24 protein-coding genes are annotated in these 24,316 nt (G+C 46.9%); 8 read left to right on the top strand and 16 right to left on the bottom strand.

Features of this window, described 5'->3' with window-relative positions; translation table 11 throughout:
* Window positions 1-8: 8 nt before the first annotated feature.
* From ACUJFK_RS06570 to ACUJFK_RS06585, 4 genes are all read right to left on the bottom strand, one after another.
* A complete protein-coding gene (locus ACUJFK_RS06570) occupies window positions 9-410 on the bottom strand; it encodes a DUF4426 domain-containing protein (RefSeq protein ID WP_445426764.1) in 402 nt (133 codons plus the stop codon).
* 117 nt (window positions 411-527) lie between these two features.
* Window positions 528-1,067: a YggT family protein gene (locus ACUJFK_RS06575; RefSeq protein WP_445426405.1), complete on the bottom strand. Its 540-nt coding sequence runs from the start codon at window positions 1,065-1,067 to the stop codon at window positions 528-530.
* Window positions 1,068-1,085: 18 nt separating this feature from the next.
* Complete coding sequence (gene proC, locus ACUJFK_RS06580; protein ID WP_445426406.1) at window positions 1,086-1,901, bottom strand: pyrroline-5-carboxylate reductase; 816 nt, start codon at window positions 1,899-1,901, stop codon at window positions 1,086-1,088.
* On the bottom strand, window positions 1,894-2,592 hold the full coding sequence (locus ACUJFK_RS06585) for a YggS family pyridoxal phosphate-dependent enzyme (RefSeq protein ID WP_445426765.1): 699 nt from the start codon (window positions 2,590-2,592) through the stop codon (window positions 1,894-1,896). Before ACUJFK_RS06585 ends, proC begins: the two co-directional genes overlap by 8 nt.
* Before the next feature lie 30 nt (window positions 2,593-2,622).
* On the opposite strand from ACUJFK_RS06585, the gene ACUJFK_RS06590 reads away from it, so the two are divergent.
* The 3 genes from ACUJFK_RS06590 to ACUJFK_RS06600 are packed head-to-tail and all read left to right on the top strand — an operon-like array spanning window position 2,623 to window position 5,235.
* On the top strand, window positions 2,623-3,666 hold the full coding sequence (locus tag ACUJFK_RS06590; protein WP_226749862.1) for a type IV pilus twitching motility protein PilT: 1,044 nt from the start codon (window positions 2,623-2,625) through the stop codon (window positions 3,664-3,666).
* 11 nt (window positions 3,667-3,677) lie between these two features.
* On the top strand, window positions 3,678-4,796 hold the full coding sequence (locus ACUJFK_RS06595; protein ID WP_445426407.1) for a PilT/PilU family type 4a pilus ATPase: 1,119 nt from the start codon (window positions 3,678-3,680) through the stop codon (window positions 4,794-4,796).
* 13 nt (window positions 4,797-4,809) lie between these two features.
* Window positions 4,810-5,235: a CBS domain-containing protein gene (locus tag ACUJFK_RS06600; protein WP_226749864.1), complete on the top strand. Its 426-nt coding sequence runs from the start codon at window positions 4,810-4,812 to the stop codon at window positions 5,233-5,235.
* 40 nt (window positions 5,236-5,275) lie between these two features.
* On the opposite strand, the gene ACUJFK_RS06605 is transcribed toward ACUJFK_RS06600, so the two are convergent.
* Together ACUJFK_RS06605 and ACUJFK_RS06610 are read right to left on the bottom strand one after the other, a co-directional pair.
* Window positions 5,276-5,980 carry a lytic transglycosylase domain-containing protein gene (locus ACUJFK_RS06605; protein ID WP_445426408.1) on the bottom strand — a complete coding sequence of 235 codons (705 nt, stop codon included), beginning with the start codon at window positions 5,978-5,980 and terminating at the stop codon, window positions 5,276-5,278.
* An 18-nt stretch (window positions 5,981-5,998) separates the two neighbouring features.
* A complete protein-coding gene (locus ACUJFK_RS06610) occupies window positions 5,999-7,276 on the bottom strand; it encodes a DUF3422 domain-containing protein (protein WP_306176879.1) in 1,278 nt (425 codons plus the stop codon).
* Window positions 7,277-7,606: 330 nt separating this feature from the next.
* On the opposite strand from ACUJFK_RS06610, the gene ACUJFK_RS06615 reads away from it, so the two are divergent.
* Both ACUJFK_RS06615 and ACUJFK_RS06620 read left to right on the top strand, forming a co-directional pair.
* Complete coding sequence (locus tag ACUJFK_RS06615; RefSeq protein ID WP_306177516.1) at window positions 7,607-8,425, top strand: EamA family transporter; 819 nt, start codon at window positions 7,607-7,609, stop codon at window positions 8,423-8,425.
* Window positions 8,426-8,562: 137 nt separating this feature from the next.
* Window positions 8,563-8,994 carry a CBS domain-containing protein gene (locus tag ACUJFK_RS06620; RefSeq protein ID WP_445426409.1) on the top strand — a complete coding sequence of 144 codons (432 nt, stop codon included), beginning with the start codon at window positions 8,563-8,565 and terminating at the stop codon, window positions 8,992-8,994.
* Between the two features lie 51 nt (window positions 8,995-9,045).
* Here the strand turns inward: ACUJFK_RS06620 and ACUJFK_RS06625 are convergent, their stop codons facing one another.
* From ACUJFK_RS06625 to hisG, 10 genes are all read right to left on the bottom strand, one after another.
* Complete coding sequence (locus ACUJFK_RS06625) at window positions 9,046-11,202, bottom strand: S46 family peptidase (protein WP_226749868.1); 2,157 nt, start codon at window positions 11,200-11,202, stop codon at window positions 9,046-9,048.
* Window positions 11,203-11,324: 122 nt separating this feature from the next.
* Window positions 11,325-13,019 (bottom strand): PocR ligand-binding domain-containing protein, encoded by a 1,695-nt coding sequence (locus ACUJFK_RS06630; RefSeq protein ID WP_226749869.1) that lies wholly within the window; start codon window positions 13,017-13,019, stop codon window positions 11,325-11,327.
* 215 nt (window positions 13,020-13,234) lie between these two features.
* Window positions 13,235-13,849, bottom strand: coding sequence for a bifunctional phosphoribosyl-AMP cyclohydrolase/phosphoribosyl-ATP diphosphatase HisIE (gene hisIE / locus ACUJFK_RS06635; RefSeq protein ID WP_226749966.1), 615 nt, complete (start codon window positions 13,847-13,849; stop codon window positions 13,235-13,237).
* 486 nt (window positions 13,850-14,335) lie between these two features.
* The gene (hisF, locus tag ACUJFK_RS06640) at window positions 14,336-15,109 is read right to left on the bottom strand and encodes an imidazole glycerol phosphate synthase subunit HisF (RefSeq protein WP_226749870.1); all 774 of its coding nucleotides are present in this window, start codon (window positions 15,107-15,109) and stop codon (window positions 14,336-14,338) included.
* A complete protein-coding gene (gene hisA / locus ACUJFK_RS06645) occupies window positions 15,091-15,828 on the bottom strand; it encodes a 1-(5-phosphoribosyl)-5-[(5-phosphoribosylamino)methylideneamino]imidazole-4-carboxamide isomerase (RefSeq protein ID WP_226749871.1) in 738 nt (245 codons plus the stop codon). Before hisA ends, hisF begins: the two co-directional genes overlap by 19 nt.
* Window positions 15,825-16,418, bottom strand: coding sequence for an imidazole glycerol phosphate synthase subunit HisH (gene hisH / locus ACUJFK_RS06650; RefSeq protein ID WP_445426410.1), 594 nt, complete (start codon window positions 16,416-16,418; stop codon window positions 15,825-15,827). Before hisH ends, hisA begins: the two co-directional genes overlap by 4 nt.
* Complete coding sequence (gene hisB / locus ACUJFK_RS06655) at window positions 16,418-17,488, bottom strand: bifunctional histidinol-phosphatase/imidazoleglycerol-phosphate dehydratase HisB (RefSeq protein ID WP_445426411.1); 1,071 nt, start codon at window positions 17,486-17,488, stop codon at window positions 16,418-16,420. The genes hisH and hisB overlap by 1 nt, the downstream gene beginning before the upstream one ends.
* Entirely contained in the window at window positions 17,485-18,561 is a 1,077-nt protein-coding gene (hisC, locus tag ACUJFK_RS06660; RefSeq protein ID WP_445426412.1) for a histidinol-phosphate transaminase, read from the bottom strand. The genes hisB and hisC overlap by 4 nt, the downstream gene beginning before the upstream one ends.
* Window positions 18,554-19,876, bottom strand: a complete 1,323-nt coding sequence (gene hisD / locus ACUJFK_RS06665) for a histidinol dehydrogenase (protein WP_445426413.1) — start codon at window positions 19,874-19,876, stop codon at window positions 18,554-18,556. Before hisD ends, hisC begins: the two co-directional genes overlap by 8 nt.
* 3 nt (window positions 19,877-19,879) lie before the next feature.
* Window positions 19,880-20,788 (bottom strand): ATP phosphoribosyltransferase, encoded by a 909-nt coding sequence (hisG, locus tag ACUJFK_RS06670; RefSeq protein WP_226749876.1) that lies wholly within the window; start codon window positions 20,786-20,788, stop codon window positions 19,880-19,882.
* A gap of 480 nt (window positions 20,789-21,268) precedes the next feature.
* Between hisG and ACUJFK_RS06675 the strand changes: the two genes are divergently transcribed.
* The 3 genes from ACUJFK_RS06675 (at window position 21,269) to tsaB (ending at window position 24,305) form a co-directional block, all read left to right on the top strand.
* The gene (locus ACUJFK_RS06675) at window positions 21,269-21,517 is read left to right on the top strand and encodes a hypothetical protein (protein WP_226749877.1); all 249 of its coding nucleotides are present in this window, start codon (window positions 21,269-21,271) and stop codon (window positions 21,515-21,517) included.
* Between the two features lie 146 nt (window positions 21,518-21,663).
* Window positions 21,664-23,610 (top strand): ATP-dependent DNA helicase, encoded by a 1,947-nt coding sequence (locus ACUJFK_RS06680; RefSeq protein ID WP_226749878.1) that lies wholly within the window; start codon window positions 21,664-21,666, stop codon window positions 23,608-23,610.
* The gene (tsaB, locus tag ACUJFK_RS06685; protein ID WP_226749879.1) at window positions 23,607-24,305 is read left to right on the top strand and encodes a tRNA (adenosine(37)-N6)-threonylcarbamoyltransferase complex dimerization subunit type 1 TsaB; all 699 of its coding nucleotides are present in this window, start codon (window positions 23,607-23,609) and stop codon (window positions 24,303-24,305) included. The genes ACUJFK_RS06680 and tsaB overlap by 4 nt, the downstream gene beginning before the upstream one ends.
* Window positions 24,306-24,316: the final 11 nt, after the last annotated feature.

Here is a 24,316-nt window from a genome sequence, read left to right on the forward strand (position 1 = left end):
TCACAACCTTATTCTGTGTAGAGTTTTTGCTCAAAGTTCAGCTGTTGCCTTTTGTTGCCCTGGCGAATATCGAGGCTAAAACGAAATTGTTCTTCATTACGAAATGGCATCACGGCGATGTAATAAATGGCTGCGCCATCTTTAATTTCGCGAAAGGTTAAATTACGTTGTTGCCCCAATAAATTACGCGCAATACCACTGATAATCACTTCCTGTGCTTGTTGGCTGGCCGTGTCTAACACCGAGATATTAATAATGGCATTGTTTTTGTTGCGGCTTAAATTGGCTGCTCTCGCCACTTCTGGCGTTAAAAACGTTGAGTTAAACGCAATATAATGAATATCCCAGTCGCCTAACTGTTTCTTTTGTTCAGCGTGAACTGACGAGACAAACAGCAGGCTGCTGAGCATAACGAGGTAAAGTAACCATTGAGGTGCACGTTGTTGCATCTTGATAACTCCGCTTTAAGTTTAAAGGTGTGCCGCCCTATTTAGGCGGCACGGGAAAAGCACGGCGCTAGCGGTTATTTATAAGCCGCGAAACCAGCCAGCGAACAATAATTCAATAAATTTCAGGGCGATTAAGGCAACCAGCACCGATAAATCTAAGCCACCCATTGGCGGTAAGATTCGACGGATGGGGGAGAGCATTGGCTCGGTTAATTGCTGAAACACTTGTTCCATCGGGTTACGGCCTTGGCTGACCCAGCTCATAATGGCGCGGATCAATAAGATCCAGAAAATTAAGCTGAGGATCTCTTTCATTAATAGCAAGCCGCCTAAAATAAAGCTTGGGCCAATTTGTAACGACACAGAAAACAATAACTGCAACACAATAAACTTGGTTGTTGCGAGTAAATAAGCGATTAATAAGGTGGCCGTGTCAAGTTTACCGATACTGGGGATAACCCGGCGCAAAGGTAGTACAACGGGGTTGGTGGCTTTTACCACAAACTGGCTAAACGGATTATAAAAATCGGCTCTTACCAGTTGTAACCAAAAGCGAATTAACATCAGCATAATGGCGAGTGTAAAAGCGGTATGCACTAAAAACTGTATTGCTTCCATTTGAGCTTCTCCGCTAACTTAAATACTTTTGGCCATGGCTTCGGCCCGATCTATAGCTGCTTGCATGGCTTTTGCCACCATCTCTTCTAAACCGTCATTTGCAAAGCTGCAAACGGCTTCATGCGTAGTACCGCCTTTCGACGTTACTTGGGCACGCAATTGTGCAAAACTTAAATCACTTTGTAGCGCCATTGTTGCGGCTCCCAAGGCGGTTTGTGCCACCATGGCTTTTGCTTGTTCTGCACTAAACCCCAGTTCTTCGGCTTTTTGTTGCATCGATTGCATAAAGTAAAAAAAGTAAGCCGGTGAACTGCCGGTTACGGCAATAATATGATTAATTTCGTGTTCTTCATTTAACCATACTGTCATGCCGGTGCCTTGAAACATATGATCAACAAAGGCTTTTTCATAGTTTGAACAACGGCTTGGGAACAAGCCAGTAACACCGAGTGCAACTAACGATGGCGTATTAGGCATAGCGCGAACTAACTTAATGTTGCCTAACCAATTTTCATAATGTGCTACTGGTAAACCGGCGGCCAGCGTTACGAACATTTTGTCCTGGCACTGCGGAGCTTGCTCAAGCAGTGCGCTGCAAACGTCTTGCATCATTTGCGGTTTTACCGCCAGCACGATAACGTCTGCCCAGTCGGCCGCGGCCGCATTATCTAAGGTGGTGGCAATACCGTAATCTTTTGCCAGCTCGGTTAATTTTGGTTGGCTTCGATTAGCCGCCATAATATTCTCTGCTGGATAGCCAGCTTTAACCATGGCAGCGATAACACAGCGCGCCATATTGCCAGCGCCTATAAACGCCACCCGATTGTCATTCATGTTTTTCATAATTCCTTGCGCCAAAAATTGCGGTGCCTAATCTTATCATAGTTGCACCGTATGGTAGAGCCAGTGGCCAGTCATTCGACATACCCATGGATAATTCAGTCGCCGCCGGATAATGTGCTTGTAGCTGCATGGATAACGCCTGCATCGCCGCAAAGTCGGCTGTTACCTTGTGCTCATCGCCAGGTGCTGGAATAGCCATTAAACCTCGTAAAGTGATGCGAGGTAATGCATTAACACTAGCCGCCAGTGCCAGCATCTCTGTGGCCGCAATACCGGATTTACTGGCTTCATCGCTGATATTAATCTGCAATAACACCTGTAAGTCGGCGGCATCAGCAGGTCGTTGTTCGCTAAGGCGCTGCGCAATTTTTAAGCGATCGATGCTATGCACCCAGCTGGCGTACTGCGCAATAATCCGCGTTTTATTAGACTGAATGGGGCCGATGAAATGCCATTGCAAGTCTGTTAAATGTGCTAGTGCATCAGCCTTGGTGGCCAGTTCTTGTGGGTAATTCTCTCCAAACAGACGTTGACCTGCCTCGTAGGCGGCCAGTATGGCTGTATCGGGTTGCGTTTTACTCACGGCGATTAATTGCACAGGCTGACGCGATTCTGGTAATTGTTCACAATTTTTCGCTAGCTTCTGATAGGCGAGGGCAAGTTGTTCTGCTATGTTATTCATCATAAATAAGTAAATTGGAGTTTCCTAAACGTGGATATTACCGAATTATTAGCTTTTAGTGTTGAACATAAAGCATCAGACTTACACCTTTCTGCAGGTGTACCGCCGTTAATCCGTGTCGATGGCGATGTACGCAAACTGAATATTCCGCCGTTAACGCACAAAGAAGTGCATGCGTTAGTGTATGAGATTATGACCGATAAGCAACGTAAGGAATACGAAGAGCGGTTGGAATCGGATTTTTCGTTCGACGTGCCTAACCTTGCTCGCTTTCGGGTTAACGCCTTTGTACAAAACCGCGGTGCGGCTGCGGTATTTCGAACCATCCCCAGTGACGTATTAACGTTAGATGATCTCGGCGCACCGGATATCTTTAAATCGATATCAGAAAACCCCCGTGGTTTGGTGCTAGTGACGGGGCCCACAGGTTCGGGGAAAAGTACCACCTTGGCGGCGATGATCGATTACATCAACACCACGCGCTTTGATCACATCTTAACCATTGAAGATCCCATTGAATTTGTGCACACCAATAAATTTAGTTTGATCAACCAACGTGAAGTGCATCGTGATACGCACAGTTTTAGCAATGCGTTACGCTCTGCCTTGCGTGAAGATCCGGATGTAATTCTGGTGGGTGAATTACGTGACTTAGAAACTATTCGTTTAGCCATGACCGCCGCTGAAACCGGTCACTTGGTGTTTGGTACCTTGCACACCACCTCCGCGCCGAAAACCATTGACCGGATCATCGACGTGTTCCCAGGCGAAGAGAAAGCCATGATGCGCTCAATGTTATCGGAATCTTTGCGAGCAGTTATTTCACAAACTTTATTGAAGAAAGTCGGTGGTGGTCGTATTGCTGCGCACGAAATTATGGTTGGTTTACCGGCTATCCGTAATTTGATCCGCGAAGATAAAATTGCTCAAATGTATTCCGTCATTCAAACGGGAGCGGCACATGGCATGCAAACCATGGATCAATGTCTGATTAACTTGGTAAACCGTGGTTTAGTGTCGCAAAAAGATGCGGCAGCTAAAGCGCAAGATAAAAATACCTTTAGCAGAATGTAATCGGGGTTTATATGCAGCTGGTTGATTATCAGAAAAAAATGGTTGAGTTAAAAGCCTCGGATTTATTTATCACCGCAGGTATGCCGGTGGCGGCAAAAATTAACGGCGAATTACAGCCGATTGATGATCAACGCTTATCAGAAGTCGATTCGTTAAATTTAGTATTGTCGTCGATGAGTGAGAAACAGCAGCACGAGTTCAATACCACCAAAGAATGTAACTTTGCGATTGCCAATGATGCGGGGCGTTTCCGTGTTTCCGCCTTTTGGCAACGTGACAAAGCCGGTATGGTGATGCGGCGCATCGTGACCACCATTCCGAATGTTGACGATCTGGGTTTACCACCGATTTTAAAAGAAATCATCATGTCCAAACGCGGCTTAGTGCTGTTTGTGGGTGGAACGGGTACTGGTAAGTCAACGTCTTTGGCGGCATTAATTGGTTACCGAAACAAAAACTCGAAAGGGCATATTCTGACTATTGAAGATCCCATCGAGTTTGTGCACGAGCATGGCCGCAGTATGATTACCCAGCGTGAAGTCGGCTTGGATACTGAAACTTTTGACTCAGCACTAAAAAGCTCATTACGCCAAGCTCCTGATGTGATTTTGATTGGTGAAATTCGCTCACAAGACACCATGGAGTTTGCACTGTCTTTCGCCGAAACCGGGCACTTATGTATCGCCACCTTGCACGCGAACAATGCCAACCAAGCGATTGACCGCATCATGCATCTCGTACCAAAAGAGATGCACAGTAAGTTGCTATTTGACTTATCACTGAATTTACGCGGTATTGTGGCGCAGCAATTAATTCCTACCTCCGACGGTAAGGGGCGTGTTGCCGCCATCGAAGTGTTACTCAATTCTCCGTTTATTGCCGATTTAATCAGTAAAGGGCAAATTGCCGAGATTAAAACGGTGATGGCGAAGTCACGCGAGTTAGGCATGCAAACCTTTGACCAAGCGCTGTATGATCTGTACAAGGCCGACGTGATCAGCTATACCGATGCGATACATCATGCCGATTCTCCGAATGACTTACGTTTAATGATTAAACTGCGTAATAATGAAGTTAAAGGTTCGGGTTTCTTATCCGGAGTCACCCTAGACGGCATGGATAAAGAATAGGCGCCAACAAATTATGGGTTTAAGTTCGATCATGACTCCTCGCAGTAAGCTGGTAACCACTCAAGGTGATGCCAGTTTATCTTCGTTGCGTAACGTTTTTAAACAGTCGCATTTTCAGCATGTGCCGGTTGTCGATAGCAGCGATAAAGTGGTAGGTATTGTCTCAGTAAAAGATTATTTTAAAGAGGTCAGCCCGCTTATCGACTCGGCTAGCGAAACAACGCTAGGCTTGTTTATGCGCACGCGAAAGGTGCATCAAGTGATGGTCTCGCCGGTGATTACTGTGCCCTTGGATACCAGTATTCGAGTTATCGCGGCTATGTTAATCGAGCATAATATCAGTTGTATTTTAGTGACCGACAATCAACAGCACCTGCTAGGCTTGTTATCATGGAAGGATATAATGAAAGCCGCTTTGTTAGCCAAACCTAAAAGTTAAGCGTCTTTGGTCAATTATGACTTAATGTTGTCCACCAAATTTAATTTGCGGCATAACGGCGGCGTAAAATCTGCACCCGCTCAATGTAAGCCTGAGTTTCTGCAAAAGGTGGAATGCCATTATAGCGTTTTACGTTGCCTGGCCCTGCGTTATAAGCCGCTAACGCTAAGGTAAGATCGCCCTGATAGTCTTTTAACAACTGCCCTAAATATTGACTGCCAGCGCGAATGTTTTGTTCGGGCTCATAGCCATTTAAGACCTGAAATTGCTGCATTGTGGCGGGCATCAGTTGCATGAGTCCCATTGCTCCTTTTGCGGAAATAGCGTTGGGATTAAATGCCGACTCGGCGTGGATCACCGCCCGGATAAGAGCCGTTTCTAGTTGATGCTCAGCTGCCGCCTGATGAATTAACCGTGCAAAACGTTGTTTAAATAACGGTGTTTTTTGCCAGTCTATGCTGGAGTTAGGGGCACAAGCAAAGCAATCAAAGCGCAATAATTCAAAAGCTTGGCCAACAGGGCGTTGATCAGAAAATCGTGCGCTGCCATCGGGCAGCACGGTTTTATAAACTAATACCTTGGGCGTATTAGCGCTGCTGGCAGTCGGTTGCGGTAAAGGCGCACTGTTAGGCGTTAGTTTAATCGTGGTTTTCGGCTCGGTGATGCGGTCTGTCGCCGCGAGCAGGGCGCTAAAGATTAAACAAATACTACTTACGCTTAGTGTGGCCCATCGCACGCTTTGCATTACCGGAGATCCTTGCTGTCAGGTTTGGCGTTTAACGCGGTGGGCTAACCATTTTAATACTACCGCGACCATTAAAATGATAACGGGAACGCTAATGCTTTGCCAGAGCGCTATCGGTAATTCTGGTAGCCAATAGCTTAATGATCGCAATAACTTATCAGCTAATTGCACTGCATAATAGCTAATCGCCACTAATGACAAGCCTTCGACCATTTGCTGCAATTTTAATTGCAGTTTTGCTTTTTGTTCCATCGAAAGCAGCAATTGCTGATTTTGCTGAGCTAATTTTAAACTCATCCGGGTGCGTAGTAGCTCAATTGAACGGCCTAACCGGTTTGACAGGCTATTTTGCCGCAGTTGCACCGATGCGCTGGTTCGATAAGCCGGGGTTAAACGGCGTTCGGTAAAATCCTGTAGCGATAGCTTATCGTCAATACTAGTTTCGTCTAAGGCTTTTAGTCGATCCAAGGTTAATTGATAATAAGCGGCGGTGGCTTCTAATCGAGAACTGTTTTCGGCAATTAAGCGCTCTGTTCCTGCCGCAAGCTGACTGATCTGATCCAGTAACTGTTCATCATTATCGCGTTCTAGTTCAATACGTTGAGTCAGCGAAGCTAAATTTTGCTCTAAGCTATTGAGTTGCTGCAAACTTTGTCGAGAGACCGGCCAACCGAGTAGCGATAATTTTCGATAATTTCCTAAATCAAATAATTGCTGCACTAAACGGCCTAATGCCGCAGCAGAGAGCCCTTGATCCAGCAGCAGCATGCGACCGGCACCTTCAGCATGTTTTTGAAAATCTGTCCATATTTTGGCTTTGCCTGCAGCTAATAAGCTGTTTATACAATTCTCTGCATTAAACAAGCGCGCCACTTGTTGTGCCGCTAAGGGTTGTTTAGCATCAATGATCGTTAGTTGTACAATCCGAAAAATTTGCCCTGGGATGTGATCAAACCAATCACGTGAGGGCAAAAAATCTAATGGATCATCAAACCATGGCTTTTCGGCGTCAGCACGAATAAATGTATAACTGGAAAACTCACCATGTCGTTCCCAGCGCAGCCATTGGCCATACAGTGATAAGGTAAGATCCTGTGCCGCCTCGGTTAATTGGCTGCCTTGCTGTGCAGCCAATTGCTGCATACATTGAAACTCTAAGGCGCGTGACGCGGGGGCTAAGGTCAGCATAAAATGACACAGTCTACAGGGGGCCGTTAACGGCGGAAATGTGCGCTGTTGTAATTCTTTATCCAATAAATCGCGAAGAGGATGGCTGCGACGGGATAGATTTTCCATAATTCACCTCATGATTGCAGGCCTAGGTCGTTCACTCAGGCGGAAGGTCTAAACACGATTATTGCAGGTTGTATGCCAGTGTGAAGCGTAACAATTTGCGAGTGTAAGATGCTGAAATGAATAAAGTTTGAAAATTACATCAGGCTCAGGCCGCTAAAACTGCTAAAATTTGTGCTTGAAATGAAAGCAGTTGCCTAGTTTCAGTGCAAATAATGTATAAAACAGGCCATCAGGGCGATTGGCTTCGCATACCACAACTATTCCATTGCGCATTCGGAGAATAATGTGCCGTTAAACAAAACTTTTTTCTTAGCGATTGCCAGTGTGGTGATGGCGATGTTGACGATCCAATCCGGTGCGTCATTAGCCAAGCAATTATTTCCTCTAATTGGCCCAACAGGTACGACCGGTCTGCGTATCGGTTTTTCTGCTTTAATGTTGTGGTTAGTGTTTCGACCTTGGCGACATTTACCCGTCGGTCGCAATTGGCGAGCCGTTTTTATCTATGGCGTCTGTTTAGGAGGCATGAATTTATTATTCTATTTAGCCATAGCGCGCATTCCATTGGGTATAGGTGTGGCGTTAGAATTCACCGGCCCACTGGCGGTGGCGTTATTCTCTTCAAGAAAACGCAGTGATCTATTGTGGGTTGCACTAACCATCGCGGGGATAGTATTGCTGTTACCCGATATGCGCTCGGTTGATGCTTTAGATCCGGTCGGTGTTGCGCTGGCGCTGGGGGCGGGAGCTTGTTGGGCGGGTTATATCTTATTTGGGCAACGTGCTGGCAGCTTAGCCTCAGGGGGTGTCACGGTTGCCTTGGGGATGGCTGTAGCCGCGAGCTTTCTGTTGCCGCTGGGCCTCTTTTCTGCTGGGCAGAGTTTACTCAGTTGGCAGGTGATCCCATTAGCGATTGGCGTGGCAGCGTTATCCAGTGCCATACCTTATAGTTTAGAAATGGTGGCATTAAAAAAACTACCCGCGCAAACCTTTAGTGTTTTGATGAGCTTAGAGCCGGCTATTGCGGCTTTAGCAGGTTTCTTGTTTTTAGCCGAGTTACTCAGCTTAACGCAATGGCTCGCCATTTTATTAGTGATCAGTGCTTCGTTAGGTAGCACCTTAAGCAGTAAATCTGCTACTGCGAGCTAAGTTGGGTTTTTAAACCCTTAAAATCATAAAAAGTTGATCTGTACCGAAGCAGTAACGGCTTTTATTCGTTATAACTAAAGGGTTGGGCAAGCACAGTGCATCCTGTTGCGCTATGCTACTGCGAATAAGGAGTAACGATGAGTATGCAAACTGTCACTGATTTAATGACCCCAGATCCGCTATCACTGCAACGCAGCGCCACCTTGAAAGACGCGCATGAGTTGATGAGGATAAAGAATATCCGGCATATTCCGGTGATTGATAACGAGGGCTTCTTAATTGGCATGTTAACGCAAAAAGTGTTGATTGGTGCTGTGATTAATCTTTTGGCGAAATACGGTGCGGCGACGCTAGATCATAAAGAACAACAGTTAGGTGTAGCGACATTAATGTTAACCGATTTTGCCACAGTCACACCCGATCAAAGCTTAACTGATGTGGCAGAATTTTTTGTCAGTAATCGGCATGGTTGTTTGCCAGTGGTCTCTGGCGACAATAAACTACTTGGTATTTTAACGTCATCTGATTTTGTTAAATTAGCAGTGCAGTTGTTGGCGGAAAAAGCATAAAGTGCAAGATGAAAACCCCCAAGCCAGTGTCAACCGACTTGGGGGAGTGGTTTAGTTTACACCTAGTTCTTTTAACAGGTTATCGGCTTTATCGACAACTTGCATCTGCCATAACATAAAGCGTAAATCGACTTGGATTGAGCGCGTGTTCGCTAGGTTAAAATCCCAATCAGAGATAATAGAATCTAGCGTACCATCGAAGGCTAACCCCACAAACTCACCTTTACCATTTAACACGGCCGAGCCTGAGTTACCGCCAGTAATATCCAAGGTGGCAAGGTAGTTCACCGGAACTGAATTCATGCTATCAACTGCGTAAGGGCCATAATTTTTGGCTTTAATGGCATCAAGTTGATTTTGTGGTGCATTAAATTCACCTTCGCCGGTCGCTTTTTGAGTAATACCGCGCAGGGTGGTGAATGCGGTCCAAGCGTTACCATCTTCATTACCGTGAGCCCGACCGGTAACATTACCGTAAGTGACACGCAGTGTGCTGTTGGCATCAGGGTATACGGCTTTACCTTGTGATTGCATAAAGGCAATTTTCGCGCGCATGTAACTGGCATAAGCTTGTTGGATCTTGCCACCTAGCTCTTCTTGCTCCGCTTCTTTTGAACGATCCGTTTTGTACAGTGCCACTGCGGCTTTAACAAAAGGATCGTTGCTATTAGCAAATTGTGCGGGTGTGCTTTCGAGCAGGGCCGCGCGCTGTGCTGCATCCGTTAATACAGTAGCGGCATACCAGCTATCAATCAGTGCCACTAAAGCGGCTTGATCCATATTATCTTTGATGCCCATCGCTTTGTCGAAGTCGGCATTGCGTTGTTTTTTCGGTAAAGCAACATACTTAGTTAAGCTTTGCAGATCTAACGCTTTTTCTACACGCACATCAAAAGAGCGATCCATACCGGCGATAAAGGCTTTAAAGCGCGGTAAATCACGTGCCTGGAAACCTGCTTTTCGCTCTGCATCGGGCTTAGTGCTCTCTTGCGCCAAGCGGTACAAACTGCGGGCTGTGCCAAGTAAGCGAGGGCTCGCATTATTCAGTAAATAATTATCGCGGCCTTGTTGCTGCTGCTCTTTTAACAGTTTTTCGATATTAGCCAGATCTTTGGCATAGGCTTTTTTGTTGGCGTTATTGCTGTTAACCCAAGCGGTCAATGCTTGATGTTCAGCTTGTTTACGCGCTAGAAAATCGCTTTGTGCATAGCTATCGAGCATGCCTTGGCGATTTTTCATGTAGTTATTTAAACCTGCCACTCGGCTGGCATATTTTAATGCTGCATCACGGTCATCGGCCGTTTCGCGGCCAATAATGTCCAGTGTTTCAGCAAACTGGCTAACGGTGTTCGGATAGCTCCACTCAAAGGTGTCCGCCACTTCAGACGGTAAGCGATGGCGGTTAGTGCGCCCCGGATAGCCTAATGCCATCACAAAATCACCTTCTTTTAAGCCTTCTTTCGCTAATTTCAAGTGAAAATCTGGGGTGTAAGGCACGTTGTCCGCATGGAAATCGGCTGATTTCCCTTCAGGGCTAACATAAGCTCGCAGAAAACCGTAATCACCGGTATGGCGTGGCCACATCCAATTATCGGTGTCGCCACCAAATTTACCGACACCTTCGGCAGGGGCGTGCACTAAACGCACATCTTTAATTTCTAATTGCTTAATTAAATAATATTCTAAGCTGCCGTAATAAGCCGCTACAGAACAGCGATGCCCCGCATCCTGCTCACATTCCGCAACGATGGCTTTTTGATTGGCTTCAATCGCGTCTACACGCTTTTTACCAGATAATTTGGCGGTACGGGCATCAATCACTTTGTTAGTGACGTTATCAACCGCCTTAGTGACATAGATACGGCTACCCGGTGCGGCCGGCACTTCTTCGGCTAAAGTTTTGGCTAAAAAACCATTTCTGAGTAAGTCATTCTCTGCAGTAGAGTTGTGCGCGATGCTGTTGTAAACACAGTGATGGTTAGTGGCTACTAATCCCTGTGGTGAAACAAAAGACGCTGAACAGCCACCTAAACTGACGATGGCGCCCATTGGGAATTCGGTTAATTTCGTCAAGTTAGCTGGATCTAATTCTAGGCCAGCTGCTTTTAATTCAGTGGCAATATTGGGCAGCTGTTGCGGCATCCACATGCCTTCATCTGCCATAGCGAAACCGCTGGCCAGTGCCAGTACAAGTAATGACTTTTTCATAAAATCTCTTAGTCTTATTGAATTAATGAGGATAACGAGGTTACAACGTTATAGTCGGTGCATGGCTCAGTCTTGTCAAGCCGTAGACATACACCGTTACACTTTTGTTAAGTAAGTAGGCATTAACGAGATTCAAACCAGCAAATGGCTTTAGCCTGCTGTTTAGCTTGGTACATCGCCATGTCTGCTTGTCGCAATACGTCTGAACTGTTGTGAAGTGCCCCATGAAATAAGTTAGCGCCAATACTACCCGTGCAGCTATGCTTTACGGCAAGCGTTTCGGTAAATACATGAGGCTCTGCTAAAGCCGCACTGATTTTTTCGGCCAGTTGTTGTGCCAGCGTTTTTGCTTTATCGGCATCACAGTCTAAATCGCACAACACGATGACAAACTCATCACCCCCTAAGCGAGCAACCGTATCGACTTCTCGTACTTGATTTGTTAGCCGATTCGCTACTTCAATCAGTAGTAAGTCGCCCACTTTATGGCCAAAGCGATCGTTCACTGGCTTGAAATGATTCAAATCGATAAATAATAAAGCGCCAAAGCTGTTGCTGCGCTTGCTTTGTTTAAAAGCCAGTTGTAGGCGATCATCCAATAAGCGGCGATTGGCTAAACCGGTGAGATGATCATAAAACGCCATTTTATGAATATGTTCAGCTGAGAGCGAGCGGGAAATGGCAAGCTCAGCTAAGTTACTGAAAATAGACATCTTGCTGCTAAACTCAGCCGAGGGTAAGCCGGGTTCTTTTTGATAAAAGCCAAATGCACCTAACACTTTACCTTGGGCATTTTTTATCGGAATTGACCAACAGGCTCTTAAGTCGTTCAATAACACCAATTCGCGATAGGCTTGCCAATGAGGATGTTGTAATAAATCCTCAGCCATAACAGCTTGGCCACTGTAAGCCGCACTGCCGCAAGATCCGACATCAGGGCCCGGTGTTAATCCATCAATAGCATCATTAAACGTTTGAGGTAACGAAGGGGCGGCGGCCACGCGTAAACAATACTGCGCGTCATCGAGTAACAGTATCGAGCATAATATTTCAGGATATTGGGCTTCAATTTGTCGAACAAGTTGTATTAAAACATCAGACAATACCGAACCATGACTGATCATACTAAGGATCTGGTTTTGCATTTCTAATTCGTGCGTTCGATTTTTTACTTGTTGCTCGACAATTTGCAGCATGCGGTCTGCTTTATAATTGCTATGGCTCAGCTCTGCGACTTGTTCTGCCAGAAAAGCGATCAGTTTCATCATCGCTTCAATTTTTGATTCTGGGATAATAGGGACTTCGGCAATCGCTTTTAAATAGCTATCTTCATCAAAATTATGTGCTTTTGCTTGCTGTTTAAAAAAGTTTAAATCCGGTTTTTTTATAAAGAATTGACCAATATAAAGATTAGCTACGTGCTTATTGTTTATTTTTACTGGCGCTGCACAGTCAATTAAGCCATTTAAACACGCATAAGTGGCATAATTTTGCTGTTTTATGGCTTCGTTAGCGAGAGTTGTATCAGAGTTAATGCAATTTTTAAGGCTAGCCGGGTGCTGACGATGAAACTGCATACAAACGCGTTGCCAGTTAGATGAAGAGACGACTTTACCTTGTAAATCAATCAGCGCGATTGACACGCCTAAGGCTTTTTGAAAGTTCTCAAAAATGCTATTTAGCAGGTTGAGGTCTAAGGTTTTTAGAACAGACTGTTGCGCATCCGGTGCTTGATTACTGGCTGAAAACTGCCACGACGCCAGCACAGGGTTTAGATTTTGGACATCAAATTTGATGTCTGCTTTAAATTTGCCCATGCCAATTAATCCATTATTTGTCAGGCGTTAACTCAAGTTGTGATTTAGCGTTGTTGCAGCAAGCGCTAAATCACCCCAACGTCCAGCTACCCATGGTCTTTAAGCCAAAACGTCACTGTTAAGAATAGCATATATTTTGCACGAACGTTGTCATGAGAAAGGCTGAATCGCGCAGTATAAAACGTTTTCAGCCCAGTAAAATCGCTAGCGTATTGTTATTTATGACGATCTTGTAGCACTTTAATGACATCATTAAGTGCTAATTTTTGACTGCGCAGCAAAACAAGTAGGTGGAAGATTAAATCTGCTGCTTCGTTTGCCAGCTCTTCTTTATCACCTGCCATGGCCGCAAGGGCTGACTCTACACCTTCTTCCCCCACTTTTTGCGCAATGCGTTTTACGCCACGGGCAAATAAACTGGCGGTATAGCTGCTTTTCGGATCGGCACCTTCGCGGCTGGCAATCACTTGCTCTAAGTCATACAAAAAGCTCAGTTGTGGGCTGTTGGCGTTATTATCATGCCAGCAGGTTTCGGTGCCTTCGTGGCAAGTAGGGCCTGCCGGCAGCGCCATAATTAGTAAGCTGTCGGCATCGCAGTCTTTGTCAATGCTGACCAGGCTTAGGGTGTTACCTGAGCTTTCACCTTTGGTCCACAACCGCTGTTTACTGCGACTGAAAAAGGTAACCGTGTTGCTTGCAAGGGTGTGAGACAGTGCTACTGGATTCATATACCCTTGCATCAGCACTTTACCCGAGATGGCATGCTGCACTATGGCGGGCAGTAACTGATTTTCAGGCCAGCTCAGTTGTTCAATCTGTTGTTGGTTCATCATGTAATTCTCACGTTCGAATGTGTATTTTGCCATGTAGCATTAGCGTTATTTCTAGTACGCTTCACATGGTCATTGTGCGCAAAACCGCTGTAAACACTTCCACGCTTCACACTGATACTGCACGCAAAGCCGCCGTGAATACTTCCCTGTAGGCTCCTCTTTGGCATCCATGCCAAAGACGCTTTGCTTAGCAGTATCAGTGTTTCGCTCCTCAGCTCAGAAAAAGCCCTGAGCTATGCAAGAGCGATACGTCTATTAGCGTTATCTCTAGTCCGTTTCATATGAATACAGCACGCAAAGACGCCGTAAATACTTTCCCGTAGTGTGGCAAACTTCAATCCAAAAGTTTGCCTTTTGGGCCAGCCTTGCTGTCCAAATGGGCGAATATCATGAATGATATTCACAATCTAGCCCCGAGAAAGCTTCACGGCGTGTCACAGCAAAAATGTACGTGGTGCTTGCGTGGGTTTTATGGCTTTCCTTTTAAGGCCGTATACTAATACCATCGGCCAGTAACTTCGCTTTTAGCTCGCTGATCTGAATAATACCCTTGTGGAAGACACTGGCCGCTAAGGCCCCATCCACATCGGCTTGTTGAAACACTTCGGTAAAATGCTGCATTGCACCGGCACCACCACTGGCGATCAACGGCACCTTGCACAGATCCCGAATGGTTTTCAGCTGCGCCAAATCGTAACCTTGCCGCACCCCATCCTGATTCATGCAGTTCAGCACAATCTCACCGGCACCCAAGCGCTGCACCTCAGTCACCCAGTCGCGAGTTAACCACTGTGTTTTTTGGGTGCGGCTCTCATCGCCGGTAAATTGATATACTTGATATTGGCCCGACGCCACATCAAAAAAGCTATCAATCCCAATGACCACACACTGCTGCCCATAGGTTTGGTTAAGCTCGGCAATTAACTGCGGGTTAGAAAGGGCTGGGCTGTTAATCGACACTTTATCGGCGCCCATCTCCAAAATTTTGCCGGCATCTGCCACCGACTTAATACCACCGGCCACACAAAAGGGAATATCTATTACCTCAGCAATGCGGCGCACCCAGCTCTTATCAACCACCCGGCCATCACTGGACGCCGTGATATCGTAAAATACCAATTCATCTGCGCCGGCTTCAGCATAGCGCTGGGCCAATGGCACTATATCACCAATAATTTCATGGTTACGAAACTGTACGCCCTTGACTACCTTGCCATCGCGCACATCCAAACAAGGAATTAAGCGTTTTGCCAGCATGCAATGGCCTCCTCAAGCGTAAATTTACCTTCTAACAGCGAGCGACCTAAGATCACCCCCGCAACACCCGAGCCGATTAACGCTTGGATATCGGCTAATGAACCGATGCCGCCAGACGCTTGCCAAGCCAGCGTTGGGTATTTACTGCTTAGCTCACGGTATAACGCCACATTAGCGCCAGTTAAGGTGCCATCTTTACTGATATCGGTACACAGTACATGCTTGGCACCGGCGGTAATATAACCGTCTAACACTTGCTCTAGTGTTACGCCAGACTCTTCAATCCAACCGTGGCTGGGTAAGGTTTTTTCGCCTTGGGCATTAATGGCCACATCTAAGGCTAACACAATGCGCTCACCGCCGTATTTGCGGATCCAGCCTTGAACCAACTCAGGCTCCCGAATTGCTAAGCTACCAATCACCACGCGGCTAGCACCGGCGGCGAGTAAATCCATCACATCTTGCTCGCTGCGCACACCACCACCGACTTGAATTTGCAATGGCGAGTCGGTCATTAGCTTGGTTAACAGGGCAATTTGCCGCTTGCTGGCATCTTTGGCACCCGAGAGGTCAACCACATGCAGTAGCGGGGAACCGGCTTTGGCATAGCTATCGCGAAGCGTAAAGGGGCTGAAAGTGTACTCGGTGGTTTTATCGTAAGCGCCTTGGTATAAACGCACGACAGTGCCGTCAATTAAATCTATCGCCGGAATAATCACAACTGCCACTCCAGAAAGTTTTGTAATAATCGCGCGCCCACTTTACCTGAGCGCTCAGGGTGAAATTGCGCACCGACCACATTATCTTTGCCAATAACCGCGGCAAAGTCAGAGCCATAGTGGCATTGTGCTAAGCTATATTCGCTCGGCACCACTGCAAAGCTGTGCACAAAATACAGATAATCTTGTTCAGTAAAGCCGGCCAAAATGGGGTGCTTACTGATCTTATGCAAGGTATTCCAGCCCATATGCGGTAAGCGTAAACCGGCAGCATTAAGCGGTGCCACTTCGCCTGGAATTAATCCTAAACAGGCTACATCACCTTCCATACTGTGGGCGGTGAGCATTTGCATGCCCAAACAAATACCCAGCATCGGCTGCGTTAGGCTTTGTAAGGTACCTATAAGCTCGCGCTCGGCTAAATTATGCATGGCCGCTTTCGCGGTACCAACGCCCGGTAAGATCACCCGCGAGGCATCACGGATCACCGCGGCATCACGGCTTATTACAGGCTCAACGCCTAAGCGTTTTACCGCAAAATACACTGAGCTGATGTTGGCACAGCCGGTATCAACAATCACCAAACTCATTACAACACTCCTTTTGAGCTTGGTAAGGCTTCACCCGATACGGTGATGGCTTGGCGTAGCGCCCGGCCAAAGGCTTTAAATAAGCCTTCTACTTTATGGTGCTTATTACCTTCGGTAATGCTCAAGTGCAAAGACATCAACATGGCATCGCTTATTGAGCGGAAAAAGTGTGGCACCATCTCCAGCGTTAAACCGCCCACCGCACCTTCGCCTAGCTCGCCGTTAAACACAAACAGCGGCCGACCCGATAAATCTAAAATGCACTCGGCGCGGCACTCGTCCATCGGCAGCACAAAACCAAAGCGGTTGATACCCCGCTTGTTACCCAGCGCTTGTTTTAAGGCTTGGCCTAAGGCGAGGGCGGTATCTTCGACACTGTGGTGATCGTCAATATGTAAATCGCCTTTCACCTCCACTTGCAATGAGAAGCCGCCGTGGGTAGCTATTTGCTCTAACATATGATCAAAAAAGCCAACGCCCGTGTTGAACAGGTTATTACCACTGCTATCTAAATCGACCGTCACTTTAATATCGGTTTCGCGGGTGGTACGCACCACGGTCGCGCTGCGGCCACGGCTTAATAAGCGTTTGGTGATTTCAGCCCAACCTAAGCTGTCGCGTTGATAGTGAAAAGATGGTAAGCCCATGTTTTCAGCCAGTTGCACGTCGGTTAGCCGATCGCCAATCACATAAGAATTGGTAAAATCGATTTTACCTTGTTGCAGGTAGTCTTTGACTAAACCCAATTTCGGTTTGCGGCAACTGCAGTTATCACGCTCAAAATGTGGGCAAATCAGCACATCATCAAACTGAATACCTTGCGAGGTTAACAATTGCATCATTTTGTCATGGGGCGCATCAAAGGTATCGCGCGGAAAGCTGTCGGTGCCTAAACCATCTTGATTGGTCACCATCACTAAGCGATAACCCGCCGCTTGCAGTTTTAATAGCGCCGGCACTAAGCCTGGCTCGTAGGCCAATTTTTCAAGGCTATCGAGCTGCTTGTCTATTGGCGGCTCTTCTACCATGGTGCCGTCACGATCGATAAATAAAATAGGTTGGCCACTCATGCGGTTTCTCTCTGATTAGGTTGGAAATAACGTTGCATTGCGCCGGCTAAGCGCTGCATTTCTGCAGGGCTGCCAATGGATACCCGTACTACCTGCGATAAACCCAGTTGGCTAGATTGGTTGCGGATCAAGATATCCTCTGCAATTAGCGCATTAACACAGGCTGCGGCATCGCTTACTTGCAACAGCACATAGTTAGCATTGCTTGGCCATACTTTATTAATGCCCGGTAAGCTTGCGGCAAGCGTGATAAAGTCATCACGTAAAGCGTTAATGGTGGCTACGCTCTGTTGCATTTGCGCGATACCAGCGGGCGATAGGGCTTGCGCAGCAATTTGTGCCACCGGCTCGGCAATCGGGTAGGGCGCAATCATTTTTTTCAGGGCGTAGATAATTTCAGGTGCAGCCAACGTAAAACCACAACGTAAACCCGCTAAACCAAAGGCTTTAGATAGCGTGCGCAAGATCACCAAGTGCGGATAACGGCTCAGTAGCGACACCACAGACGCCTCTGGTGCAAATTCAATGTAGGCTTCATCGACCACCACTAAGGCTTGATCTTTAAAGTGCTCTAACACGGCGATAATATCTTCGCGCGGAATGAGATCACCGGTTGGGTTATTGGGGCTACAAATAAACACAAGCTTTGGCGAGGTAGCGAAAATGCCGGGTAAATCTAAACGCTCATTATCTTTTAACAGTACTTTATTCACCGACGTTTGATTGCTCTCGGCGCTGATGGCATACATGCCATAGGTCGGTGGGCAAATTGTAATGCTATCTTGCTTTGGCTCGCAGAAGCTTCGGATCAGCAGCTCAATGCCTTCATCTGCGCCACGGCTTACCAATACTTGCTCGGCAGTTAATCCTGCATACGCAGCGTAACCATCAATTACCGCTTTTGGCTGACAAGACGGATAGCGATTAAAGATGCCATCTAACTGATAAGCGGGCGCTAGCGCGTTTTCATTGGCATTAAGCCACACCGCACCGCCACTCATCGAGCTGCGGGCAGAAGCATAAGGCACGATAGCTTTTACGGCATCACGGGCCAGCGGGTGTACCTTAGACATTTTCAGTCTCCTTTAATAAACTGGCCAAGCGTAACCGTACTGCATTGGCGTGCGCCTCTAAACTTTCGGCTTCAGCCAGGGTGACAATGGCGGGGCCAATATTGCGCATCCCGGTGGCAGATAATTGCTGCACGGTAAAGCGGCGGTAAAAATCGGTCATCGACAAGCTTGAGACGGTGCGGCTATAGCCATAAGTGGGTAATACATGGTTAGTGCCACTGGCGTAATCCCCAGCGGATTCGGGCGTCCAAGCGCCAACAAAAATACTGGCTGCGCTGGTAAAGCGCTCAGTGAGTAGCTCGGCTTGCTCTGTTTGCACAATTAAGTGCTCTGGCGCATAGGCATTGGTCACACTAATGGCGCTGTCTAAGTCGGCTGTTAAGATGGCTCGGCTGTGTGCTAGCGCTTGTGCGGCAATATCACGGCGCGGAAGGGCGGCTAATTGCACGCTGAGGGCTTGCTCTACGGCATCCAGCAAACTTGCGCTATCGCTAACTAAAATAACCTGTGAATCAGGGCCATGTTCAGCCTGCGAGAGTAAGTCTGCTGCGACAAACTCTGGGTTAGCCTGAGCATCGGCCAGCACGAGCACCTCAGACGGGCCGGCTGGCATATCAATCATCGCACCTTTTGCATCTTGGCTTACTTGCTGTTTCGCTTCAGTAACATAGCGATTGCCTGGTCCAAAAATTTTATCTACTTTGGCAATCGTCTCTGTACCGTAAGCCAGCGCCGCCACAGCTTGAGCCCCGCCAATGGTATAAATTTCGGTAATGCCACAAAGGTTAGCGGCATAAATAATCTCGGGTGCAATATCGGTCGCCAAGGGTTTACCCGGTGGCGTGACCAAGACTGCACGTGGGCAGCCGGCTAATTGCGCCGGAACACCCAGCATTAACACCGTAGAAGGTAACGGCGCACTACCGCCAGGAATATACAGGCCGACACTGCCAATCGGGCGACTTTTTAGCTGACACATTACGCCAATACTGGTTTCAACTTCGATATCCCGCGGTAATTGCGCCGCATGAAACTTGCGAATATTGTCATAGGCTAATTCAATCGCGGCTTTGCGCTCAGGTTGTAATTGGCTTAATAACTTCTGCTGCAAGCTGGCACTTAACGCTAACGGGTTTTCGGTAAGCTGATCAAATTGCTGACTAAAACGATGTAAGGCAGCATCACCTTCTGCTCGCACTGTGGCAATGATTTCGCGTACTTTGGGTGCAAGGCTGGCTGAATCAGGAAGGGCCGGTCTGGCCAAGGCCGCTTGTTGGCCAGCTTGATCAAGTTGACTCCAGTTAAAGCGTTGCATCGATTACTCCATCATCTTTTCAATAGGTAATACTAAGATTGAGCTGGCGCCCAACACTTTAAGTTGTTCCATGGTTTCCCAGAACAGCGTTTCGCTGCTGACCACATGCAGTGCCACCATATCGTTATTGCCGGCGAGTGGCAGTAAGGTTGGATTTTCTGCACCAGGTAATAACGCGATCACTTCATCTAACTTAGCGCGCGGGGCGTGCAGCATGATGTATTTGCTTTCGTTGGCTTGCATCACGCCTTGAATGCGTGGCATTAACTTAGCAATCAGTTTCTGGTGCTGAGCATCAGCTAAACCTTTGCGTTGGATCAGCACGGCTTTACTGCGGTAGATCACTTCGGCTTCTTTTAAACCATTAGCTTCTAAAGTCGCGCCGGTAGAAACGAGGTCACAAATCGCATCGGCTAAACCGGCCCGAGGTGCCACTTCAACTGAACCGGTTAACATCACTACGCGGGCATTCACGCCTTGCTGTTTTAAATAGCGCGTCAGTAAACGTGGGTAAGTAGTTGCAATGGTTTTGCCTTCAAGGCTGCTAACGCCTTGGTATTGCTCTTCTTGTGGTACGGCAATTGATAAGCGGCAACCGCCGAAATCTAAGCGGGCTAGCACTTCATAGTCCGCGCTTTCGTTGTCGATTTGCCGTTGCAGTGACACTTCTTCTAATACGTTTTCGCCGATAATGCCTAGATCACAGACGCCATCCATTACTAAGCCTGGGATGTCATCATCTCGCACCCGTAAAATATCAATCGGCATATTTTCAACGTGAGCAATTAAGCGTTGTTCACGTAGATTAATTTTTAAACCACAGCTGCTTAGCAGTGCTTGTGATTCAATCGACAGACGACCTGATTTTTGCATACCGATGCGAAGACGCTTACTTTCAATGGCTGGACTCATTGGTCACTCCGAAAATTAAAAACTGTAATTAAAAACAAAAAACCCCGTGGCTTAGGCCTGCGGGGTTGCGAGTAACAAGATGCACCGGAGGCCCAGACAACAGCCCTCCACCTAAGCGGTAAGGCTAGGTTATATGATGGTGATGCAATGTTACTGTTAAACTATTCATGCTGTAAATTTATCCAAAATGCTATGCTATACAAGTTACTGCAGCAGACTGTTTTTCGCAAGCGCTTTTTTTCAAGTAATCCAACGGGTAATTTAATGTAAAGTCATTAAAATCAATAGTATAAGCTGATGCTGCGTTTTTTTAAGCTAAACAGTTGCAGAGTCGTGTTTTTAAAAATTAAACCATTTGTTTAAATTGTGGTCAGGTTGTATAGGCATGCATTGCACTCATAGCATTAAAGTGATGCGATTTTCCGCCGATATAATAATATAGAACCCAAATAACATTTGAGATACGGACAGGAGGCAAAAATGGATGCTTTTATGCCATTTATACAACGTATTCCGGGAACGCCGATTGAGCCGGACCCGAAAACGGTGCTGCCTGTTTTTAAAGAGGCACGCCTTGAGCCCCTCAAGCGCGAAGAGCAAAAGTACCTTATTTTACGTCGTTTTGGTTATAAAACCGGCCTCGCTGATGATTATCCTGCCGCCCCTTACACCACTCCCGAAGAAGATCAGCATGTTGATAAAGACGGGCATTTAGATATTTTTGTCTGATTTTTTAGCTGAACAAGGCATAATAGCCAGCAATACATCTTATGCAGCGGTTACGTTAGCGTTTCAAAGCCTGCGTTTAAGCTAATCAAGCCTTTGTGGAGTGCCAGTGAGCTATTGCAATTTGCCCGTTTTCATCTGGATAACCTATGGCCGTTAAATCTGCCAAAGCCTTTGCTGAAAACGGTATACTCGCGCAGCATATTGCAGGCTTTAAACCTCGCGCCGCGCAACTGGAAATGGCAACCGCTGTTGAACAAACCATTCAAAAAGACGGTGCCTTGGTGGTAGAAGCCGGGACGGGTACCGGTAAAACCTATGCGTATTTAGTGCCTGCGTTACTGTCTGGTAAAAAAGTGGTGTTATCAACCGGAACGAAAAACCTGCAAGAGCAATTGTACTTTCGTGATCTGCCAACCGTACTTCAAGCGTTAGCGTTACCGGTTAAAACGGCTTTACTTAAAGGCCGCTCAAATTACCTGTGTTTGTTTCGTTTAGAGCAGCATTATCAGCATATTCCGGTAGCTGATCCGCAACTGATCGCCGATTTAAGCTTAATCAAAAAATGGTCTGCGGAGACGCACAGCGGTGACATCGGCGAATTAACCTATATTGCCGAAGACTCCAAAGCCTTACCCTATGTAACCAGTACTACCGATAACTGCTTGGGTAAAGACTGCCCCGTTTATGAAGAGTGCCACTTATTAAAAGCGCGCAAAGAGGCACAGGCCGCCGATTTAGTGGTAGTGAATCATCACTTATTTTTTGCTGACTTAGCCTTAAAAGATACTGGCTTTGGTGAGTTGTTGCCAGAAATGGAAGTGGTGATCTTTGATGAAGCGCATCAGATCCCTGATATCGCCAGTGAGTATTTTGGCGAACATTTCTCTAGCCGTATTTTACAAGATCTGTGTAAAGACATTGAGTTAGTCGGTAAGGCAGAGCTAAAAGATGTCATTCAGCTAAGCAAGGCTGCAGATAAAGTGGCCAGCCTGACTCGCGATTGGCGGCTGCAATTTGCCACAGATCCCGCGCGTGGCAATTGGCGGCAAGCTTATCAAAACCCGGCTATGCAAACGGCGATCACCCGCATAAACGATGCGCTAGATATGTTGTACCAGATTGTTAAAAGTAGCTTAGGCCGCAGCCAAACCTTGGATAATTGCTACGAGCGTTTAGCACAGCTTAAAAGCCAACTGCAAAAATTGCTGCAGGTTGAACAAACGGGGGTGAGTCTTTGGTTCGAAACCAGCAAATTGCATGTTGGTTTGCATTTAACGCCACTGAGTATTGCCGATAAATTTAACAAGCTAGTGTTTGCTGAGCAGCGCAGCTGGATTTTTACGTCAGCCACGCTATCGGTAGATGAAGGCTTTGCCCATTATCAACAACAAATGGGCTTGACGGGGGCAGATACCCTGTTACTCGAAAGCCCGTTTGATTATGCGCAACAAGCGCTGCTCTGTGTGCCGCGATTTATGCCAGAGCCGCACGAGCCTGCAATGATGCATGCTTTATTAACTATGGCAATTGAGCTAATTACCGCTAATAACGGGCGTTGTTTTTTCTTATTTACCAGCCATCGTATGTTACAGATGATGGCGAAAGCCTTACCTGAACAAATTCGCCAGCCGGTGCTTATTCAAGGCTCTACCGGTAAACGTTTATTGTTAGAACAATTTGTTAAATTAGAAAATGCGGTGCTGCTGGGTACCGGCAGTTTTTGGGAAGGCGTTGATGTACGTGGTGATACCTTAAGTTGTGTCATTATCGACAAGCTACCCTTTGCCTCGCCAGATGATCCGTTGTTACAAGCGAGGGTGGAAGATTGTGCGATGCGCGGTAAAGATCCTTTTGCTGAGGTACAATTACCGCAAGCGGTGATTACCTTAAAACAAGGGGTCGGCCGACTGATCCGTGATGTAACCGATCGCGGTGTGCTGGTGATTTGCGATAATCGGTTGGTGACTAAACCCTATGGGGCGACCTTTTTAAAAAGCTTGCCACCGATGCGGCGAACGCGTGATCTCGGCGCGGCCAGTCAGTTTTTAAAAGAGATGCAAGGTTTAAAAGAGCAGCAACAAGGAAACTCATGAATTTTTTAGCGTTAGATACTTCTACCGAAGCGTGTTCCGTCGCGTTAAGTCACAATGGCAAAATACTGACCCTAGACGAAGTATGCCCGCAACAACACAGCAAACGTATTCTACCTATGGTGCAGCAATTATTGGCTGAGGCCGGTGTTAACCTGAATCAGCTAAATGGTATCGTATTTGGTCGTGGCCCTGGGAGTTTTACTGGCGTAAGGATTGGCGTGTCGGTCGCACAAGGTTTAGCCTTTGGCGTCGATGTACCGGTATATGGCGTTTCGACTTTGGCGGCGATGGCACAAGCTGCTGCGCAGTTAAAAAATGCTCAACACGTTATTGCTGCAATTGATGCGCGGATGGCCGAGGTCTATTTGGCTGTCTATGCTCGTGATGAGCAGGGTTTGATGCAGGCGATTAGCGCTGAAGTGGCGGCAAAGCCTAGCGCCTTACCCGCAGCGATAACCGCTTTAAATTTTGACACTGAAGTAATGGCCGTCGGCACCGGCTGGCAAACCTATCAGAGCCAGCTGCAAGGCATACTTTCAGCCAGCGTGGCCAAAGATATTTTATATCCCTCAGCACAATACATGCTGCCTTTTGCTGCTCAGGCATGGCAACAGGGCCACTTTGTTGCAGCAGAGCAGGCCGAACCGGTTTATGTGCGAGACGAAGTCACTTGGCAAAAACTGCCCGGCCGTTAACCCCTAACCAC

It is taken from the genome of Alishewanella sp. HL-SH06, assembly GCF_052656265.1.